A 21594-nucleotide genomic window follows, 5' to 3' on the forward strand; every position below is an offset into this window, starting at 1 on the left:
CAAATATACCTCAGATGGGGATCATAAGTAAGCCGTTCAACCAGTTGGGTAAAAGTATTCATATTCTCTAGCCGCATAGCAATCAAGGCATTTAACATAGCGCAGGTTGGGTATGGCTTAGGTCCACGTTTATTACCATCAGGTTGATGTAATTTGGCAATAACTGGTTTGAAATCAAGGGTATCAATTATTTTCTCGATCCTGGATTTTGGTTGCATTTTCATTGCATCTTCAAAGGAGAAAATGCATCTCTGTCGAATATTCATAAGTGACTTCGCCTCCTTCGGATGATTTGTTTGGTCACTTATTTATTCGACAAAATGGGGGGTGAAGTCCTTTTTCTGTATGAATAAAATCCTAATATTTTCGGGCTTACCTAATATGCAAAAGTCTCAATTCATTCGCTTCACTCGTTTCAACGTCTTTCAAGGTCTTGCCTTCAGCAGTTTTCCAAGCAGTGTATCCGTTGGAACTTGCGCCCGTTACAAACATCGAAGCGGCAGATGGTGAGGAAAAAAGCACATCTTCCAAAAGCATATTATTTTCATCAACCTTGGTTCTCTCCCGGGCCTTTTTAGCTACTCCTGAGCATGTTTTTTCATTAGTTTTAGAATTGATAATGCTTCCTTGTAAAACAATATATCCTTCACTTGAGCGTTTGCATTTTGCTTTTACTGTCATTCCACTGTTCTGCATTTTTTGCTCCATAGAAAACTCGATGTAGTCATCGCCCACTTTGCACTCTGTGTTTTGGATTATTCGATTTTGAACTAGGGGCTCGAATACCAAATGTCCGAGAACACCCATTACAATTTTGGCATAGTCCACATATTCCTCAAGTTCACTCTCTTTTTCTTCTGTGACATTTCCGGCATTTGGTTCATTTCCGTTCTTAGCTTCGTAACGATTGGCATTTACAGCAAGTGCAAAGAAGCGATTTTCAAGCCAGCTAATCTCGGTTGCACCAAAAATATTATTAGAAGTGGTAAACGCTATCGCCTCATACCAATCTTCAAGACCTTGTTTCGGGGAGGCGTGGTGTTCTTTTAAACGGTTCAAAATACCTTCTCCATTTTTTCGAGTCCCAGATTGGCCGACATAAACTAAGGGTTTGTCGCCATCACCTTTACTGAAAAGGAAATATACCCCACTCTGTTTAAGGTAGTCAATGTTCTTACAGTCCACAAGTTTTACCCGTGGAGTTTTATAGGCGACACCTGTCCAATTAGCAAGCGTGCACTTGATGCGTCCGTTTGGGGTGCTGTCCATCAGAAAATAATTCATATTTTTGCCTGCCATGGCGTTTGCCTCCTTAAAATTTATCCTCTGGTTTTAATCCACAAATAAGTCGGGGTTATTGATGCTCATATTCTCAACCTCAGAAATCACACTAAAGTTACCGCAGTTAAGGATGTCTTTTTTTATTTTGACTGGTCTGCTATCGTCTAATCCGATCACATACTTGCTCCGGTTCTTCCGTATAAACAGAGCTGTCTCGCGAGAAAACCCGTTCCGCTGGAGGAATATGGTCAGTTTGTTTGTTGTGCCGTATTCGACGAATTCATACCAATCGTTGCTCATGTCATCCTCAATGCCGTGAATCCGCTTGTACGCTTCTGAAAACCTCAAAAAGTAGTTTGCAAAGCTGAACAGAACGACGCTCTCAATCGCTTGAAGTGTTTCCGACATGACGATGTTTCTGTGCATCATTGATTGATGATTATAAGGAATTAATTGACCGCCAATGCGGACTTTGTAGTTGGGGCTATTTTGTGCATAGGTAAGCGATTTGTCGATAATCATTCCGAGCCCATTGCCACTAACCCAATGACGTAGAATGACGGCATACCAACTAAGGCGTTTTTTATTACCGATAGTTTCGGAACTTTCACATTTACCCCAACCAAAAATATCATATAACTTCTCAAGGAAAGCTTGTGGCTCACCATGCTCTGTGCGTCCATCTCCATCAATAGTGGGATACTCTAACCCCCACGCAATGTTGGCAGATAAGCTTTTAGTTTGATCAACAGATGTATTGATATCGTCATCCGGTTTTATCTCATCTCTTTCAAATATCGCCTTGATTTTGCTTTCATCTTCCGGTGTTAAGAATTCGCTGAACTCTCGTCTTACAATGCTGTTTCTGCCCTTCATTATGTCTCTGAGCAAAATTAGGCAAAACTTTCTTGTCAAATCAAAAGAGTCCTGCGATTGCCCTTGGTCTTTTACCAAGTTGGTGTGTCCTTGCAACAGGCATGTGACAATTTGCTTTTTTTGCTTGGGTTTTAGTTCAGTGACAAGAGAGAGTTTCTGTTCCGGTACTTTCTTTTCAAGTAGCTCAACAAAATCTTTGACCTGAAGATTCTCCTCAAGTCGAACCAAGAACACATTGCCATATAGGTTGTAATTGATGCGTCCGACTCTTCCGACAAGATTTCTAAAATCAACGGCAGTCATTTTTGTTTGTCCACGGCCTTTTCTGTAAGTAGTGATAAACAAATTATCAGCAGGCAGATTAACTCCTTCAACGAGTGTACTGGTACAAAACATTGCCACGATTTTTCTGTCACGAAACAGCTTTTCTATTTTCATGCGAATAGAAGCTGGTAGATAGCCAATGTGGTAAGCAATACCTTTTTTAATTAATTTTGCGAGAAAATAATCCTTGTGGACTTGATTCGCGATCTCCCTGGCAACAGCATCGAGTTCACTGTCATTTTTATCCTGTTCGTATTTTGCATAATCAATTGCTGCTTGAATAGCTTTGTCTTTTGAGTTGAAGTATATAATAGTCTGAACACCCTTACCTAAGTGGGAGACAATATTGCTGAACGGCACTTTTATTGCAGCTTTGCTGATTTCCATTAGTTGACTACTACGGTCATTAAACAGATGTATGCCTCCATCAACACAGTCAATTAGGTATTTTACTTGGCTTACAGGTGAAAAACTTGTAGCCAGTTTATTGCAATCCAGATCGGTAGCTTCAAACGCTTCAGGAACTAACTTGAGATAGACCTCAGGATTTGGAATATTAGGTGAAGCAAAAATGATGTGAGGTTTTCGTTCTCGCTGAGCGAGCATATCTATGTTTTTATAATAGAAGGTGCTACGCTTGTCCTTGGATGTGATTTTGTGTGCTTCATCGATAAACAAATAGTCAATATCTTTATCCTTGTGGCGAATCAGAAGATAAAGCAGTCGCTCAGGTGTGAGAACATAGATGAAGTTATGTTCTTCCTCTAGTGCCAATGCTCCGGCAGATGTAACGACACGATAATTCATTTCTTTAAGGAGTGCGCCGAGGTCGCTAATAATTTTACTCGACACTTCATTAATAAGTGCTTTGGTAGGTACAATCAAAGCGTAATTGAACTTCATACCGTCCTGTACTTGCTTCTTTATAAACATCCTCATAATAAAGGACTTGCCCATAGAGGTGGGACCCGAATAGCTGAAATATGGCTCTGTCAGACGGTCATAGATTTGTCGTTGTGGTCGAAAAAACAACTTATCAGGCTCAGCAGGAATGGACACGAGTTCTTTACTGTATTCTTCATGAAAACGTTCAAGCAGATTACGGCGAACGGATATCGGGGCAACTTTTTTATTCTCAGCTGTTTCAAGCCCCTGATAATTACCTGTATTTGAAAGTACCGAATTAAGGTATATATCTATTTCCGGATTATTAGGCTCTATCTCCTTTAATAGTGCGACCATTTCTTGTGCCCAAGTCATATGGCTGTCAGCAGGCGATTTTGACAATATGTCGGCAAAACGTAGAGCATCAGAAATATTTACAGGCTTGTTTTCACTCTTAATTTGAAAGAGGCGCAACGAATAGTTGTATAAGATATTCTCATACAACTCATTAAGATAGGGATTCTTGTCAATATCATCAAATATGACATCACCTAATGAAACAATGTTCCTATCCGCCACTTTGCACCCCTCCCTTAAATCCAAGAAGGGACTTCATAATCTCTTGCTTGTCTTCATCCGCTTCATTGAATGGCAAAAAATAAAAGTAAAACGAATAATGCTCCATCCCCGCAGTTTTAATCTTATCTATGATATAGGAGACATGAGCTTGAATATCCTTTCGCATTTTTTTTGCTACTAGTTCGCGAAATTCTGCTGAGGGGCGGTTTTTTTCTATTCCCAACGAGTAACCGAGAAACACGCCAAACGCAGTATCATGGGCAATAGTTTGTCCTTTGCTTGGTATGATGATGTTCTTTAATTGTTTGGCAACTTCCGGTGTAAACTCCTTGTCAAACGCTGTGCTTTCTACAAGTCGGATTTCCCGTGAAGTGTCATTCTTTATCGCTTCAAGTGTGATAAAGGCATCGTCGATTGCATCCCTTGGGTCTCCTGCGATGCGAGACTTGCCAAACACCATCTGAAAAGATGGCATTCCCGCGCTGGTCTGCAGTAAATGAACGCAGCTGGTGCCGGTCGTCAACAACTCATCGGACGGGGTGTCAAATTTGCTGAACACTTTTGGAGCATCAAGTATCTGTTCCAAAAACACATACAGCATCAGGTCACCCAGTTCGTCACCAAGCCAAGTTAAATCGCCGTTGCAACGGTCGTGCAACAATTCGACTGCTTTCAGACCAATGAGCGTTATCTCATCATCATTCATAAACTTCTTTATGCGTTCCCGCGAGTAAATGTATTGACCTATGTTTTTCAATAGAAACTTCTTAAGGGCATCGAAAGAGAACGCATTGTCAACCACGCTCAGTTGAAACAAGCGCAACTGGTAAGGGTTTATTAAACCCAGCTTTTCGTCATGTGACACTTCTGTGAAAACACCGTCAAAACCGGCATCCTTAAGCGTCTTTTTCAACACACTCGATGAAGCATCGTGAGTTTGCTCCCTTAAATGCGATTCCTTAGAAACAGACTTGGTTGTGATAAAACTAATGATTGCATCTATAGTGTTTTCTGGTTGCATATTGTTAGTGTCACGTATAACTTTCAGAAAATCACCGATCATCAGGAGAATTTCGCTTACGCGCTTTATCTCTGCTGTAATGCTATCAATACTTTCTGCCGGCAAGCTCTTAATCTGTTCTTCAAGTGTTGCTTTTTTGTCATTCCAATATCGTATGTAACGTTCGTGATTTGCTACAGTGTAGACATTCAGATCGGCATTTCCAAGCACAACATACATAGTGCGGGCTTTCCAATTAACATCCTTGTATAACTGACAGGCCTCATACATGCAATTGATAGATTTCAAATACTCATCTGAAATGAGAAGTACAGCGTACTCAGCTTGGCGAATACGGTTCATGAATTCCTCAATACTACCCCACGGAGCAATGTCATTTGTATCGCGCAGGATAGGACAAACTGTGCGGACAGAGGACTCTATCTTATCTGCAAAGTCTTTTTGTTCTCTATTGTACGAGATAAATAATGACATCGTCTTACTCCTTTGAATTTATTGAGATGACCAAACATCTGCCAGGTTTTCCGCTTGCTTCATCACGAGCTCTATTGCGGCTGGCTGCTTATCGGGTGGATAACCATATTTGTTCAGTATTCTGCGAACTATGACCATAATACGTGCACGGGCTGTCTCCTTAATAGCAAAGTCGATGGTCGCGTTCTTTCTGACCTTATCGGCTATCTCCCGTGCAATTGCCCTTAATTGGTCGTCTCCCAGAACCTTTACCGCACTGTCATTGGTTTCAAGTGCATCATAAAAAGCAAGCTCATCCTCAGAAAGACCCATGTCTTGTCCGCGCTTATCAGCCGCGTTAATCTCACGAGCGATACGAATAAGTTCTTCGATAATTTCGGCAGTTGTCAAGAGGTTGTTCTGATACCTCTTTATTGCGCCATCCAGCATTTCCATTAATGTTTTTGATTTGGCTAGGTTGTGTTTGGAGCGTATTTTTATCTCATCAGATAACAGCTTTTTTAGGAGTTCGATGGCAACATTCTTATATTTCATTCCTTCGATTTCTTTCAAGAATTCTTCCGATAGAATGGATAGTTCAGGTTTTTCAAGTCCCGCCGCACCAAAGATGTCCACGACTTGGTCAGAAGAAATAGCAGAGTTTACGATATTCCGTATAACTGAATCATAACTCTCGCCTTTTCCGTTGCCACCCGTTTCAAATTTTGTTAGTCGTGCTTTGACTGCTTGGAAAAATGCAATCTCTTCAGCATTTTCAAAAGTGGCAGGATCAGGCTTAGCAAGAGCGTATGCCTGCCCTAACAACGAGACTTCACGGATAAAACGATTCTTGCCATCGTCCAAACCAAGAATGAAGTCCTCCGCTTGCAATATCAGCGACAGCTTATCCTTAACAGCACTGGAGAAGAAAGCCGAGTAATCAAAACCATAGAGTATGCAGCGCACAACCTCCAGCTTTTCAAGCATTATCTCAACAGCCTTCTGGTGTGTTTCAGCCGGAACACCTTTGCCACCGCTTTCTGCGTAAAAACCAAGAGCCTTTTTTAAGTTTGTGGCAATGCCTATGTAATCTACAATTAGACCGCCAGGCTTGTCCTTAAACACGCGGTTTACACGTGCGATAGCCTGCATCAGGTTATGGTCTTTCATCGGTTTATCAATATACATTGTATTAAGACACGGAGCATCAAAGCCGGTGAGCCACATATCGCGTACGATGACAATTTTCAGCGGATCGTTCTCATCCTTCAAGCGGAGGGCAAGAGCTTTTCTCTGTGCTTTAGTCGTATGGTGCTTCTGGATTGCGGCACCGTCTGAGCTACTGGAAGTCATAACGACCTTGATAGATCCTTTGTCTAGGTCGTCACTGTGCCATTCGGGACGCAATTTAACAATCGCATCATAAATTTCTACCGCAATACGGCGGCTCATGGCTACTATGAGAGCTTTTCCCTCAAAGACCTTCTGTCGTTCTTCAAAATGCGTCACAATGTCATTGGCGAGAATACGGATTCTATCCTCGTTTCCGACAATTGCTTCCAATTTCGCCCACTTGATTTTCGCTTTAGTCGCTTCGTCAGCTTCGCCAACCTCATCAAGTTCTGCATCGAATTGCTCGATTAAGCGCTTTCCTTCCTCAGTAAGATTGACTTTCGCGAGTCGACTTTCGTAGTAAATCCTTACAGTAACCTTATCCTCAACTGCTTGAGCGATGTCATAAATATCAATATAGTTACCAAAGACAGCAGGTGTGTTCGCATCCTGCTTCTCAACAGGCGTTCCTGTGAACCCAATAAATGTGGCGTTTGGAAGCGCGTCACGGATATACTTAGCGAAACCGTAAGCAATCCGCTGACCAACTACCTCGCCGTTTTCTTTAATGTCACGGAGCTTAGCGTTAAATCCATACTGGGTACGATGTGCTTCGTCAGCAATAACCACGATGTTGTCACGGTCAGACAACAGTTCATAAACCGATTCGTTGTTATCTGGAATAAACTTCTGTATGGTCGTGAAGACGATGCCCCCAGACGCAACTTTCAATAGTGTTTTTAGTTCCTCACAGGAGTTCGCTTGTGTAGGTGGTTGACGCAAGAGTTGACTATTGCCTGCGAAGGTGTCAAACAGCTGATCGTCAAGATCATTACGGTCAGTGATGACAACTATGGTTGGATTATTTAAGGCTCGGACGATTTTACCGGTGTAAAAAACCATCGAAAGCGATTTGCCAGAGCCTTGTGTATGCCAGATAACGCCTGCCTTACGGTCACCCTTTGGCTGATCGGAAGCGGAGGGTAACCCGTAGCTTGCAGGGTCTTCCCGAACCATATTGGTAGAATTATTTGAATAACCACTGGCACGGATTGTCTGCTCCAATGCTTTATTAACGGCATAATACTGATGATAGGCAGCGATTTTTTTGACCGTCTCCACCTTTACTATATGTGTGACCTTGTCCTCAGTTTGGGTCTTTTCATAGGTCACGAAGTTTTGGATATAGTCAATCAACGTTGCAGGATTGCACAACCCATGAATTAGTGTTGAAAGTTCGTTGTCAAATTTAGCGGCTTCTTTGATACCGTCTTTGGTTTTCCATGTACTGAAACGGGAATATGGCGCGGTAAGGGATCCAGCCTTTGCTTCTAAACCATCGGAAATAATACAAATTTCGTTATATGTAAACAAACCCGGTATCGCTAACTTATACGCCTGCAGCTGTTCATATGCCTTATTGCAGGTGGCGTTCTCGTCAGCAGGGTTTTTTAATTCAAATATAACAAGCGGAATACCGTTAACAAACAGGAGCACATCAGGCCGCTTGTTATTGTTGTTCTGAACAACAGTATATTGGTTGACAACGAGGAACTCATTGTTAAGAGGGCAATCAAAGTCTACTATTCGAACAGAGTCGCCTTTGATGTCGCTGCCTTTCCGATACTCCACAGAAACGCCATCCACAAGCATTTTATGGAACTCCTCATTATCAGCGAGTAAGTTTGAGGTGGCTATCCGCGACAGTTTGCGAACCGCACCTTGAATAGCATCAGCGGGGATGGTGGGGTTCAGCTTGTGCACCGCTGTCTGAAGCCGCCCCATAAGCAACACATCCCCGTAACTGCTACGTTCGGGATTCAGAGCGTCCGGAGCGAGGTCAACTCCGGATATGTAGGTATAGCCGAGGCTCTGCAACTCCTCAATAACCATTTCTTCTATTGCAGATTCGCATAGTTTAGCCATTTTCACGCCTCCTTATTGTTTCACCCTTACTTCGCCACTGATTAGCTTCGGTAGAAGCGTGTCGCGTAGTTTTTGTAGAGTGATTATCTGTTGTTGGTTCTTTTTTACTCGCTCCATCATCGGTGTGCAGATTTCATTAAATAATATCAGTTTGTCATTATCAGGCTCAGGCGTCTCAACCTCAAGAATATACTCTGGTCGAATACGTTGATGGCTTCCACTTGTGCCAGTTGCACTCATTGCAAAGCTGGAAACAACATCATCCGACTTCATCAAGAAATATAGGAACAGATAATGTTTTATATCATACGGCTTTAGCACTTGGAATTCCGTGGAGCAGACGCTGTTCGGCATAACGTTTTCATCAATGCGCCAGATACGAGGGGTTATGGGATTTAACTTGGAAACCAATATTGAATTTGGCTGTACTGTAAACTTATTGCTGAGAATTGTATTGCCTAATTCAACTACTGGTGTCTGGGCGTTGTCGTAAGCTGGTATACTATAGTGATGAAATGGTTCTAATGGCTGACGCTTCGGACTTACACTATTATTCTCAAGTTTTGCAATTTCCGAGACCATAATCGTGTCGTTGTCATTCTCTTCTAAAAACCACCTTCTAAAATACGTCTGTGCAAAATCTTCCAGCGTGTTGTTTTGCCTTGTCAAAAAATCGATTTTATCGTCAAGCGAGGATAAAACCTCCGCTATGGCTTTTTGTTCGTGAAGAGGAGGGAGAATCCAAAGGGTATCTTTTAAGTAATCCCAGCTGGCTCTTGGCATTCGGCTTCCTTCATCAGTGTTCGCTGTATCTATAAAATCCTGATTAGCTAAAAAATAAAATAAAAATTTTTGATCGCAGCATGACTTTGCTTTACATACCCATATGTCGGTAGAACAAATTCCATCAAAAGGTGCATAAATGACTTTGCGAAAATATGGACGCAGCTTTCCAAAAAGTACATCCCCTTTATTAAAGAAAAACTTATTACTTTCTACCGTTGATGAAGCACCCACTCCTGATAATCTTAGCGAGCCTTGTTCTATATGCTCAAGACCAATATAATTTAATTGACTGTTATTATCAGGTTTGAATTGCTTTTTTGAAGTTTCCATTATTTCAGAAAGCTTATATTCTCTCCACTCAGTCATAGCTCAAGCCCTACTTTCGCCAGATTTTCCTTTATCCTATTATCTATCTTCACACTTTCCTCCATCTGAGCTTTTAGTTCTACCGTCAACTTTTGGACACGCTCTTCAAAGTCAAAGTCGTCCTCTTCATCAGGCAAACCCACATAGCGACCCGGTGTTAGAACGTAATCCAATGCGGCAACTTCTGAAACAAGCGCAGATTTACAAAAGCCGGGTATATCCTCATATCCTTCGCCTGTCTTCCAATTGTGATATGTATCGGCAATTGTGCTGATATCCTCATCGGTAAGTTCACGCGTGCGGCGATTTATCAGCTCGCCCATGTTTCTTGCGTCAATGAACAATATTTTGTCACGACGGGGGTGGTTGGGATCACTTTCCTTTGCACGGGAGAGAAACCACAGACAAGCCGGTATCGGTGTATTCAAAAATAACTTTGCCGGCAGATTAACGATGCAATCTACCAGACCTGCTTCAATAAGTGCTTTGCGAATTTTGTCTTCACCGTTAGTCTTTGAGGATAATGAACCTTTCGCCAACACAAAACCAGCTGTACCCTTCGGATTCAGGTGATAAAGAAAGTGTTGAATCCAGGCATAGTTTGCATTATTCGGAGGTGGCGGTGTTTCACGGCTATACTGCCAACGTCCGTCAGTGCGGAGTAACTCACCAGACCAGTCACTGTCATTAAACGGAGGGTTCGCAATAACAAAGTCAGCCCTAAGATCCGGATGCGCATCATTAAGGAATGATCCTTCATTGTTCCACTTTACGTTAGAGCTGTCGATGCCACGTAAAGCAAGGTTCATCTTACACAGCCGCCAAGTAGTCTGGTTGCTTTCCTGCCCGTAAATTGACACGACACTTTCAAACAGCTTATCGATTTCCTTTGCTTTGCCATTATAGTGATCGGCATGAGCTTCGATAAACTTTTCGCTCTGTACAAACATACCGCCGGAACCACAGCATGGGTCAAAAACACGGCCTTCGTATGGTTCAAGCATTTCAACAAGCAACTGAACTACACAGCGGGGCGTATAGAACTGACCGCCCTTTTTACCCTCTGCCAGGGCAAACTGACCGAGGAAATATTCGTAAACCCTGCCCAACACGTCATTAGAACGGGACACACTATCCCCGAGAGCGATAGTGCTAACAAGGTCTATCAACCCACCCAGCGATTGCTTATCTAGTTTCTCTTTAGCATATTCCTTCGGTAAAACACCCTTAAGGGATGGGTTGTCTTTTTCGATGGCGTCCATTGCGTCGTCTATGTCCTTACCGATTGTCGGCAGTTTCGCGCGGCTCTGAAGATAATCCCAGCGCGCCTGCGGCGGAACGTAAAATACATTTTCCGCGCGATATTCATAAGGGTCATTTGGATCGGCTCCGGTATAGTCACCTTCACCTGCTTCGAGTTTGTGATACAACTCATAAAAGTTGTCCGATATGTATTTTAAGAATATAAGCCCAAGAACAATATGCTTATATTCCGCAGCATCCATATTCTTACGCAGCTTGTCCGCAGCAGCCCAAAGCACCTGCTCGACAGGCTGTTCTTTTACTTCTTTTTTTGCTTTCGCCATTGTTTTCTCCTCATTTCTTAATCTTTAGATCTATTTTCTGGCAATGCCCCAGTTCAATAATAATCTATCGAGTGTCCTATAAATCGGACTTAATCAGAATCCATTGAGTCGGAATTATCTGCAGCGCCACCCGAACGTATCCAGTCGTCAACCTCGGACAGCTTAAATTTCCAGAGCCTGCCTACTTTATAGGCGGGCATATTTCTTTTTGCAATCCACTGCAAAACAGTTTCCCTCCCAACACCAAGATACTCTTGTACTTCCTTTAAGGTCGACCATTTTTCTATATTTTTCTCGCTCACACTAATAACCTCCATGTATCTTGTGTTAATCTGCTTTGAATTTTATATTTATTGAAATGTTAAATTTCCTCATGTCATTAGGAAAGCAGTTTTCACCATCACTGTCTTGCATCTCCCAAACACAATCGAATTTCCCTTCAGAACCACGGGCATCAAAGCCTGTGGTTATTTTTATATCCTTACCGGGCGGTGTATCCGGTATATCAATGCTGTTTATATCAGCTCTTGGCCGCACTTCATTGCAGTTTGCAAAAACAAGTTTGCGACCACGCCATGTCTGACTTCCGTTGTTACGAATCACCCACATATGCTGGAATTTATCGTAGCAATGAACCATATAAGAGCGCTGCGGCTTACATTCAAGAACCCAAGCACTATCTCCCGGATAAAGCGGAGTCAGCCGCTTCACAGGCTGCGTGTCTGGTTCTAACAGCAATTGTTGGTATTTTAAAGCGACGATATCATCAACATCATTGCTTTCGCTCTGAATAAGCAGCTGGAACTGAGATGCCAGTGATTTTGATAGTAATAACCTGTCCGACTCGGCAGAAACGGGTATTGCAAAAGCTGTCATGACATCGCGAAGTCTATCTTCTCTTATATTATCGGCAAAAAACTCAGATAAAGAATCCAACGGAAACGGATCAGGAAAGCTCGCCTTCATGTCAGTTGTTATTTGCCTACCACCTTTATAAAGCATCCGCTGATATTCAAGGTTGTCGCTCGTTTGCTTTGTCTTGAGCTTTGGTAGCGTAAACACTGTGCTACCGGCTGCAATGAAGCAATTCGTAACAAACACGCCTTGATTTTTTTGATTATTTAAGTAGGGATAGACCTTCTTAAAGAACTCAGATGCGTTTATACGAACCACCTCGCTTTTTTTGTACCGGATTTTGTACCAGATGTACCGTCCCAGAGTAATTTCTTGTACCTTCGTGTCTAGATATCCTTATCTCAGATGGCGGGAACGGATATCGAGATTGCTCTAAGGTAAAATATAACATTTTTATTGTACTGCAAAGCAGGTCGAAAATCAATGCATTTACACAAAAATATTTAAAAAACGTTATTAATACACTTAAAGCAATTCGTGTAGACGTTCTTAACATCAATAAATAAATCTCAAAGCCTGAGATGCGCATTAAGGCGGCGGGATACATAGGAAGTTCCAAGCACGGTAAATGCCGTGTTCGGAGCCTCAGATGTACCCACCGTGCCTTGTCATGCCCATTTTCAGGCGTAACGGTCGGTGTACATCGAAGCACCGGCTTTTATGTGTCCTTGCCGCCCTCATCCGCACACAGGCGGAAAGGACACAACGCATGAAAATTCAATGGAAATTTGCAGACGGAACCACATCAGAAGTTGAAGTCAACGAGGAAATCGGTAACTACATAACAGCATCACGACGCGAGGAAAGCAATCTTGCCAGAAAGGAACGTTACCACTGTTATTCGCTCGACGCTATCGATTTTGAGGGTTTGGAGTATGCGGCAAAAACCACACCCGAAATCGAACTTACACGCAAAGAAGATGCCACTCAAATCAAAAGCGCATTGGACAAGCTGTCGGAAACGCAGAAACGCCGTTTGTTAATGCTTGCCGATGGCTTGTCAATCAATGAGATTGCCCGTATTGAAAACATTGCTCCAAACGCTGCATGGAAATCAATCGAAGGTGCCAAGAAAAAATTCAAAAAGCATTTTGAATTGGGTGTATAAAACACCCGCCTTTTCTCCGTATACCGAGGGACACAACCACACCGTCCCTCGGAAAGGACGGAGATCAAAATGAAGCACGATTTGAAAATCAGCGTTTCAAGGAAGCCCATCGAGGGCGGTGTTGTCAGGTGTCGGCGCATAACAATGCGAGAACGGCTTCTTCGCCATTTTTTCGGTGAAAAGCGCCATGTGATGGTGATCGTACCGGGCGACAGCGTCGAGTGCGTATCCATTACGGAACTGCCCAGCGGAGGTGATGAAGCCGATGAACAATGACAACGCTCCGCTGCTGCCAATGCCTATTAGAGTAAAGCCCTATAAACATCAAATCACCGCATTTAATTTCGTCTGCAAGAAACTTGGACTATTGCCGGGGCTCACGTATTCACCGACAGGTTACGGCGCTGCGCTTCTGATGGAGATGGGAACGGGCAAAACTCTCACGACTATAGCTGTCGAAGGTGCTCTGTATAATTCCGGGCGTATCCGCAGGGTACTGGTAGTATCGCCACTATCAGTTACGGGGGTATGGAAAGATGAACACGATGCGTATGCAGATTTTGATTACACGCTCGCTGTACTCAAAGGAAGTGGCGAAAAAAAGATCGATACTCTCCGGCATATGGCTGGCCAGCCTCTTCAAGTAGTCGTTGTGAACTACGAATCGGCATGGCGGCTGGAACGTGAACTCGCGGTATGGAAACCTGACCTCATCGTCGCAGACGAAGGACACAAAATCAAGACGCATAATATCGCCGCTTCAAAAGCGATGCATCGGTTAGGCGCGGTGGCTAAATACCGGTTGCTCTTAACAGGAACACCTGTGACGAACAAGGCAATCGACATTTTCAGTCAGTACAAGTTTGTCGATCCGCGTATCTTCGGGCAGAGCTTTTACAGCTTCAGAAACCACTACTTTTTCATGACCGGCTATGGCAATCACACGCCAGTTTTGAAAAAGAGCATGGAAGAAGAGCTGACCCGTCGTATGCATTTCATTGCGTTTCGTGCGACAAAAAAGGATTGCCTTGACCTACCGGAAACAACCGATATTATCCGAAAAGTCGAACTGGAGCCGAAGGCGATGAAGCTGTATCAGAGTCTTGTCAAGGAAAGCTATGCTGAGCTGTCTAACGGCGAGGTCACTATTACCAATATACTGACAAAACTCCTGCGCCTGTCCCAGCTTACGGGAGGCTTCATCGGCAGCGACGAAAGCAGCGCCACTGAGCAGGTAAGCACGGCGAAGCTGGAAGTACTGGAAGATATCATCGACTCAACCTTGGAAGAAGGAAGAAAGCTGGTTATCATCGCCCGCTTTGTACCTGAGCTGGACGCCATCTGTCGGCTTCTTGAAAAGAAGCGCATCAACTACTCGCTTATCAAGGGCGGCATCAAAGACCGCGACGAGCAGGTCGCAAGATTTCAGAATGACCCCGATGTACCTATATTTGTCGGGCAGGTAGCGACAGCAGGGCTGGGCATCACACTCACGGCGGCAAGCACGATGGTGTTTTATTCTCTGGATTACTCAATGTCGAATTTCGAGCAATGCAAAGCCCGCATCCATCGCGCCGGTCAGCATATGCCATGCACTTACATCTACCTCACTGCGCAAGGCACCGTCGATGAAAAGGTGCTTAAAGCATTGAAAAGCAAAGCAAACCTAGCGAAAACGCTGGTTGATGATTATCGCTATGGCAACAACCCATTTATTTAATGAAGGAGCTTTTACTATGGACAATTCAGAAAAAATGTTTGAACTCGCAGATAGGCTTAAAGCCCTGCACGTTCAAAAAAAGGAAGTCGAACAAAACCTCAAGGACATCAACGCTGAGCTGGAAGAAGTTGATGCTGCACTGGCACAACTCATGACTGATACTGAGACGCAGAATTTTACCCGCTCTGGCACCTTGTTCTGCCTTACCAGTACCATCCGTGCATCAGCGATGGCTGACCGTAAAGAGGAACTGTTTGAAGCTCTTCGTGCCGAAGGGCATGGCGGGCTGATTTACGAAACCGTTAACGCCAACAGCCTGTCAGCTTTTGTCAGAGAACAGATATCAGAAAACGATGACGTTTTACCCGAATGGCTTAACGGCCTGGTCAATGTGTTTGAAAAAACCACTGTGGGTGTCCGCAAAGCAACCCGCAAGTAATGAAAGGATGAAAATATCATGAAAAACAACGAGAACAAAGCCCTTGCCACCAAGAACAGTGCGTTTATGGCACTGAAAGACTTTAACCTGAACGACGCGCTTACCGAAGAACTATCCGGCTTGTCCGGCAGCTTTGAGCGCATTAGAATTCCCGCCGCTGGTATGACAGTGTTTGAAATCCCCGGTGAAAATCCCGACAGTCCTGAAACCGTCAAGGAATTTTCAGCGGTTATCCTGCATCACCACCCGCTGTATGCCTACTATACGGACAAATACACCGGAGGATCTAATCCCCCTGATTGCGGCAGCTTTGATGGCATCACCGGTGTAGGCAATCCCGGCGGAGATTGCTCCAAGTGTCCGTTTAACAAATTCGGCTCCGGAGAGAACGGAGCAAAAGCTTGTAAAAACCGCCGCCGCATTTATCTGCTCCGAGAGGGCGAGATTTTTCCGATGATCCTCTCCCTTCCAACCGGATCGCTTAAGGACTTTACCCGTTACATTATGCGTCTGCTCTCAAAAGGCAAAAAATCCAACGCGGTAGTTACGAAATTCACCCTAAAAAAGGCTACCAACAACAGCGGTATCGCATATTCCCAAGCACAATTCTCAGTCGACCGTGATTTAACCAATGAGGAATTTGCGCTTATTTCAGGGCTCACCGAGCAGGTCAAAGCATTCTCCGTTCGTGTCGGCTACGATAACGAATCTTCAGTTGATGTAGCTGCAAATATTGACCCCGAAACCGGCGAGATTATTGAGCCTTTGGCCTAAAGCAATAAAGCCGCAGGTCGGGTGGTCATGCACTACCCGACCCCATGCGGCAGATTGGAGCTGTTTATGGATTATAACATTATTTATGCAACCAAAGAAATACACGCTTATATCGGCGATGCGGGCATCGTGGCATTTGACTTTGAGACAGCGCCGGACGATAAATGGCGCGACGAGCCGAAGGCGGCATTGGATGCGCACAAGGCACACATTGTTGGTATCAGCCTTTCGGTCAAAGAAGGCAGCGCCGTTTACATACCCCTCTCACATAAGGTTGGAGTTAATGCCATTGACCACGCTGGTGTGCTGGAATACCTGAGAGAAGCCGTATTTGAGAATCCAAGGGTGGTCAAGGTGGCGCACAATCTTTCCTTTGAGGCGATGTTTCTTTATGCACTGGGTATCGTCGTTTGTGAGCCTTGTTATGATACCATCGCCGCAGCGCAACTGACACTTAAGAGCAAATTTGAGTTCCGTAACCTGTCAGACAGCGGATTAAAGCTGCTTTCGACTTCATTATTCGGTGCAGAGATGCCGGATTTTGCAGCTGTGACGGCAGGTCGCCTTTTTGATGAGATGGATCCTGCGGATAAAGAAACTCTTCGTTATGCTTGTGCTGACAGCGATTACACCTTGCGGCTATACCACAAATTCAATGACTGGTTTGCCAAAAACCTGCCCCATCACAGAGAAATCGTGGAGCGCATTGAATCGCCGACGTCGGTCTATTGCGGCATGATGAAATATAACGGTGTGCCCATGAATTTAGCGGCAATGTGTGAAAGGCAAAAAGAAGCTGAGAAAAAGCTCATAACCATCCGTGTCGAAATTGACAAGATTACCGGTGGAGTAGACATCGGAGCAAATGCCTCAACATCGGCATTCAAAAAGTACCTCTTTAGTGACCTTGGTCTTCCGGTACTTAAAACGACAGAAAAGCATCAGGCAGCGACGGATGATGCGACAATGATAATGCTCGCTGAATACTGCCGAGTTAAGCGCCCGGAGCTTGTCCGCCTGTTTGAACTGGTACAGGAGTATCGCAAGTGGGGCAAGCTCAAAAGCACATACATCGACGGATATATGACACATATCAATTCTGCTACTGGGCGCATCCACCCCGACCTCATGCCTCTCGGTACTGAAACTGGGCGTTTTGCCTCGCGTAACCCCAACCTGCAAAACTGCCCACGCAAAGATAATGACCCGGTTGGCGTACGCAATTTCATTGCAGCACCGGAGGGCAGCTTGATTGTCTCATTGGATTTTTCCCAGATAGAATTACGTGTTGGTGCTTTCTATTGTCGCGACGAAAAAATGCTTGATGTTTATCGCAGAGGCGGAGATATCCACGCCCAGACCACAACGGTCATCTACGGCATCCCTTTTTCGGAGGCAATAGATAAAAATGCACCTCATTATAAGGAGCGTCGAACCATTGCAAAGAACTGCAACTTCGGTGTGTTTTATGGGCTATATGCCGCAGGACTACAAAAAACACTGCGATTTAAGGCAGGGCTGGACATTTCAAAACAGGACTGCGAAAAAATTATTGATAGTTTGAAAGCAGGATACCCCGGCTTGACGCGCTGGCAGGACGAAACAAAAAAGCGAGCCGCAACAACGTTATATGCGGAGACATGGCTTGGCCGCCGAAGATACATCGTCGGCATCCTCTCGACCGACTGGGGCAAGCGCTCTTTTGCCGAACGCTGCGCAATGAATACCCCGATTCAAGGCACTGCCGCCGATATCATCAAGCTGGCAATGGCACGTATCGTCCAAGGTATCAAGGAACGTCCGTGGCTCCAGCCTTTTCTGCAAATTCACGATGAGCTGGTATTTGAAATCCCTGCAAACAAGCTTGATGAAGCAGTTTCCTTTGTTAAAGATTGCATGGAAGAGGTGCCCTTTTCGGAATTTGACGTGCCGATCATTGCTGAGGCAGCATACGGCACGAATTTCGGTGATCTGATTGAAGTGGAGGGTGCGTGATGTGGATAGATAAATACAATTCTGAGGGTTATTACGACCCAACAACATATGAAGCCATGCGTGAGATTCTACGCGAGGAGCTGAACCGCCGTTATGGAACAGGTTATCGCCCTCTCGTATTCATTTGTTCGCCATTTGCAGGAAATTTAGAAGCGAATACCGAGCGGGCTAAGCACTACTGCCGCTTCGCTGTAGGGCAAAATGCAATCCCAATCGCACCGCATCTGCTTTACCCGCAGTTTATGGATGAGCATGACCCTGACAGCCGGAAACTGGGTCTTTTCTTCGGGCGCGTCCTGCTCGGAAAATGCCAGGAATTGTGGGTATTTGGTGATACCGTATCAGAAGGTATGAGCTACGAAATACGCAAGGCACAGAAGCGAAACATTCCGATACGGTATTTCACGGAAGATTGTGAGGTGAAAGCGATATGACCTACCCAAAAGAGTTAACGGATCGAAAACAATGGGTCAACTGGCGACTCATCCCCGATAAGGTTGGCGGCAAGGACAAGAAAATGCCGTATAACCCTGTGACAGGCAAAAATGCTGCATCCAACAACCCGGCAACTTGGACGGATTATGCAACAGCCGCAGATGCGGTTGAGCGTTATGGTTTTTCGGGCGTGGGCTTTATGTTCTCCAAGGACGACGATTTTGTAGGTGTGGACATTGACCATTGCTACGACCCCAAAACAAAGACCTTCAACGATACTGCCAAGGCTATCATCGCAAGGCAGCCGACGTACATGGAGTTTTCGCCCTCCGGAACCGGCGTTCATCTTTTCTTCAAAGGTAAAATGCCAGGCAACGGCAACAAGAATACCAAGACCGGCGTGGAAATGTATGAGCATACCCGCTACTTCACTATGACAGGTAATAAGCTCGACGGAGCAACCGAAACCATCGCCGTGGATAATGGTACACTCAAGTGGATTCACGAAACATATATCCGCTCACCCAAGAAGCAAAAGAAAAAGGCAAAAAAGAACGCAGCAGTGCAGCTTTCCGATGACGACCTTCTTGAGCTAGCGAAAAATGCAGAAAATGGAGAGGCTTTTGAAAAGCTGTGGTATGGCAATTGGCAGGATGATTACGCAAGTCAGTCGGAAGCGGATATGGCGCTTTGTTGCAAGCTGGCATTCTGGGCAGGTAAAAACAAGGAGCAGATGGATAGGCTCTTCCGGCAAAGCGGACTATTTCGTGAAAAATGGGATGTACGGCATCATGCCAGCGGAGCAACCTATGGCGAGGAAACACTGGCAAAGGCCTGCGACATCACCGAAGATGTATACACTCCCGGCGGTGATACTCCTGTATTTGAGTACAAGGGACAATATTTCCGCAGGAAAAACGATAACACGTATTTGCTTACAAATTTTGTGTTTGTGCCGGTAGAAATGATTGTTGCCGATGAGGAAACACAGCTGACTGCCGACCTTGTGACGGTGCGCGGCGAGACATACCGATTGACCTTCATGACAACGGATTTTGCTAATCAACAGAAATTTAAAAATGCGCTCAACAAGCGCACTATCGCTCTTAGCTACACGGGATCTGACGGCGACTTGGAACTTCTCAAAGCATATATCTCCGAATTAGACTGGTCTGTGAAAAAAGGCGTTAAGGCTATGGGCATCTACGAGCATGAAAAAGGAATGGTATTTGTTTCTATGGACGGTACGGTTGACGCGAACGGTACAGCTGTCGATGACATCATTCAATTGGAAAAGTACCGCAGCATTGACAGTACTATTCTGTCTGCAAAGCCCTTAACGGCACCCCAGCTTCAGAAATTAGGCGAAAAATTGATGTCCTACAACGAACCTGCAAAAACGGTTTCCATATTATCATGGATATGTGGTTGCTTCATAAAAGAACATCTCCGGAAAAGGAACGTGAAGTTCCCTCATCTCATGCTCATCGGCGAAGCAGGCAGCGGCAAAAGCAATACGCTGGAGCGGGTCATTATGCCGGTGTTTTCAAGGGCAAAAATCATTGCAGCCGGCCAAACAACAGCTTTTACCCTTATGAAAGACGCGGCATCCTCTAATGTCATTCCAATGGCACTGGATGAATTCAAGCCGTCAAAGATTGACAAATACCGACTTGATGCGCTGCTAAACCATTTTCGTAACAGCTATGATGGTCAAGAAGGTATTCGTGGACGCGCCGACCAGAGTATTGTAAGCTACGAGCTTCTCGCCCCGCTTGTAGTTGCCGGTGAGGAGTCGGCTGATGAAGCTGCAATCAGGGAGCGCAGCATCGAGCTTCTGTTCTCCAAGAAAGACCTGAGGCCGATAGGTTACCGCGCGGCTTTTCAAGAGTTATGCAGGAGCGCCGATTTACTCGGCGGCTTCGGTCATAGCTTATTGAATATCGCACTGAAAACAAACGTAAGCGAATGCTATTCGTGGTATGAGGAAGCGCTTGGATGCTTCAGCAAGGAGTTTCCGTCGCGTATCGTTAACAACCTCGCCTGTATGGTCACCGGCCTGCGGCTGCTTGAAAAGCTATGCAAGTCGCTTGGACTGACCTGGCATGAGGCATTTCCGTTTAGCCTTGAACACTGTACAAAGTACATTGAGTATGCGGCAAAAGAATATTTGCTTGATGGCGGATTGAGCAATAAAAGCGTGGTTGAGCAGACGCTTGAAATCATGTCACGTATGGGGCTTGATCCCAAAAGCGAATTCACGATCTGCGATGGTGGTACGGTGCTGGCGCTGCGGCTCAATCCTATATACGACAAATACACTAAATACCGCAAGGATTATGCCGTTGTCGGTGAAACACTGACCTACGCACAATTCAAAAAGCAGCTAACTCATTCGGATTATTTTCTTGAAAGCAATGTGCAAAAACGCATCGGATCAGAAAATCGGCGTGTTTGGACGCTCAATTATGAGTTGCTTAAAGCTCGGTGCGATGTGTCCGGCTTTGAGATCACAGAGATAGAACCGCTATGAACAATGCAAATTGTAACCTCACAGGACAAAACGCAACTTCCCGAAGAGCAAAAGCTACAAGAAAAGTTACGCCCAAAAACCACTATATACAAGCACAATTTGAGTTTTCTTATCTTTTGTAACTTTGTAACTTCTAAAATTAAGGATATACACGCGAGAGCAACAACTCCCATGACGCGAGCGCGTGTGTGCGTGTAAATATATGCACACCTATATATTTTATGGTTACGAGGTTACAAGCTGCAAATAAGTTACAAGGA

At 44.6% G+C, this 21594-nt stretch carries 17 protein-coding genes; 8 read left to right on the forward strand and 9 right to left on the reverse strand.

The window, feature by feature from the left end:
• The 9 genes from AAV90_RS04730 to AAV90_RS14030 all read right to left on the reverse strand — a co-directional run.
• On the reverse strand, positions 1-266 hold a 266-nt coding region (locus AAV90_RS04730; RefSeq protein ID WP_046496413.1), incomplete at its 3' end, for a transposase.
• A gap of 106 nt (positions 267-372) precedes the next feature.
• Positions 373-1299, reverse strand: coding sequence for a GIY-YIG nuclease family protein (locus AAV90_RS04735; protein WP_046495179.1), 927 nt, complete (start codon positions 1297-1299; stop codon positions 373-375).
• A 33-nt stretch (positions 1300-1332) separates the two neighbouring features.
• Positions 1333-3945, reverse strand: coding sequence for a DEAD/DEAH box helicase (locus AAV90_RS04740; RefSeq protein WP_052729536.1), 2613 nt, complete (start codon positions 3943-3945; stop codon positions 1333-1335).
• Positions 3935-5440 (reverse strand): Hachiman antiphage defense system protein HamA, encoded by a 1506-nt coding sequence (locus AAV90_RS04745; RefSeq protein WP_046495175.1) that lies wholly within the window; start codon positions 5438-5440, stop codon positions 3935-3937. The genes AAV90_RS04740 and AAV90_RS04745 overlap by 11 nt, the downstream gene beginning before the upstream one ends.
• Positions 5441-5458: 18 nt before the next feature.
• Complete coding sequence (locus AAV90_RS04750) at positions 5459-8677, reverse strand: type I restriction endonuclease subunit R (protein WP_046495173.1); 3219 nt, start codon at positions 8675-8677, stop codon at positions 5459-5461.
• A 12-nt stretch (positions 8678-8689) separates the two neighbouring features.
• Positions 8690-9829: a restriction endonuclease subunit S gene (locus AAV90_RS14025; RefSeq protein WP_052729535.1), complete on the reverse strand. Its 1140-nt coding sequence runs from the start codon at positions 9827-9829 to the stop codon at positions 8690-8692.
• Complete coding sequence (locus AAV90_RS04760; RefSeq protein WP_046495171.1) at positions 9826-11415, reverse strand: type I restriction-modification system subunit M; 1590 nt, start codon at positions 11413-11415, stop codon at positions 9826-9828. Before AAV90_RS04760 ends, AAV90_RS14025 begins: the two co-directional genes overlap by 4 nt.
• 89 nt (positions 11416-11504) lie before the next feature.
• Entirely contained in the window at positions 11505-11732 is a 228-nt protein-coding gene (locus tag AAV90_RS04765; RefSeq protein WP_046495170.1) for a helix-turn-helix domain-containing protein, read from the reverse strand.
• Between the two features lie 10 nt (positions 11733-11742).
• Positions 11743-12588 carry an NBR1-Ig-like domain-containing protein gene (locus AAV90_RS14030; RefSeq protein WP_207642027.1) on the reverse strand — a complete coding sequence of 282 codons (846 nt, stop codon included), beginning with the start codon at positions 12586-12588 and terminating at the stop codon, positions 11743-11745.
• A 451-nt stretch (positions 12589-13039) separates the two neighbouring features.
• Between AAV90_RS14030 and AAV90_RS04775 the strand changes: the two genes are divergently transcribed.
• The 8 genes from AAV90_RS04775 (at position 13040) to AAV90_RS14035 (ending at position 21334) form a co-directional block, all read left to right on the forward strand.
• Positions 13040-13438, forward strand: coding sequence for an RNA polymerase sigma factor (locus AAV90_RS04775; RefSeq protein ID WP_046495168.1), 399 nt, complete (start codon positions 13040-13042; stop codon positions 13436-13438).
• Positions 13439-13507: 69 nt separating this feature from the next.
• Positions 13508-13714 (forward strand): hypothetical protein, encoded by a 207-nt coding sequence (locus AAV90_RS04780; RefSeq protein WP_046495166.1) that lies wholly within the window; start codon positions 13508-13510, stop codon positions 13712-13714.
• On the forward strand, positions 13704-15158 hold the full coding sequence (locus AAV90_RS04785) for a DEAD/DEAH box helicase (protein WP_046495164.1): 1455 nt from the start codon (positions 13704-13706) through the stop codon (positions 15156-15158). Before AAV90_RS04780 ends, AAV90_RS04785 begins: the two co-directional genes overlap by 11 nt.
• A gap of 16 nt (positions 15159-15174) precedes the next feature.
• The gene (locus tag AAV90_RS04790) at positions 15175-15597 is read left to right on the forward strand and encodes a gp33 family protein (RefSeq protein WP_046495162.1); all 423 of its coding nucleotides are present in this window, start codon (positions 15175-15177) and stop codon (positions 15595-15597) included.
• A gap of 18 nt (positions 15598-15615) precedes the next feature.
• Positions 15616-16371 carry a hypothetical protein gene (locus tag AAV90_RS04795; RefSeq protein WP_046495160.1) on the forward strand — a complete coding sequence of 252 codons (756 nt, stop codon included), beginning with the start codon at positions 15616-15618 and terminating at the stop codon, positions 16369-16371.
• A 66-nt stretch (positions 16372-16437) separates the two neighbouring features.
• Entirely contained in the window at positions 16438-18366 is a 1929-nt protein-coding gene (locus AAV90_RS04800; RefSeq protein ID WP_046495158.1) for a bifunctional 3'-5' exonuclease/DNA polymerase, read from the forward strand.
• Positions 18366-18800: a DUF7768 domain-containing protein gene (locus tag AAV90_RS04805; protein WP_046495156.1), complete on the forward strand. Its 435-nt coding sequence runs from the start codon at positions 18366-18368 to the stop codon at positions 18798-18800. The genes AAV90_RS04800 and AAV90_RS04805 overlap by 1 nt, the downstream gene beginning before the upstream one ends.
• Positions 18797-21334 carry a phage NrS-1 polymerase family protein gene (locus tag AAV90_RS14035; RefSeq protein WP_052729533.1) on the forward strand — a complete coding sequence of 846 codons (2538 nt, stop codon included), beginning with the start codon at positions 18797-18799 and terminating at the stop codon, positions 21332-21334. The genes AAV90_RS04805 and AAV90_RS14035 overlap by 4 nt, the downstream gene beginning before the upstream one ends.
• The last annotated feature ends 260 nt before the right edge of the window (positions 21335-21594 follow it).

Source organism: Syntrophomonas zehnderi OL-4 (assembly GCF_000983115.1).
Taxonomy (GTDB): domain Bacteria; phylum Bacillota; class Syntrophomonadia; order Syntrophomonadales; family Syntrophomonadaceae; genus Syntrophomonas_B; species Syntrophomonas_B zehnderi.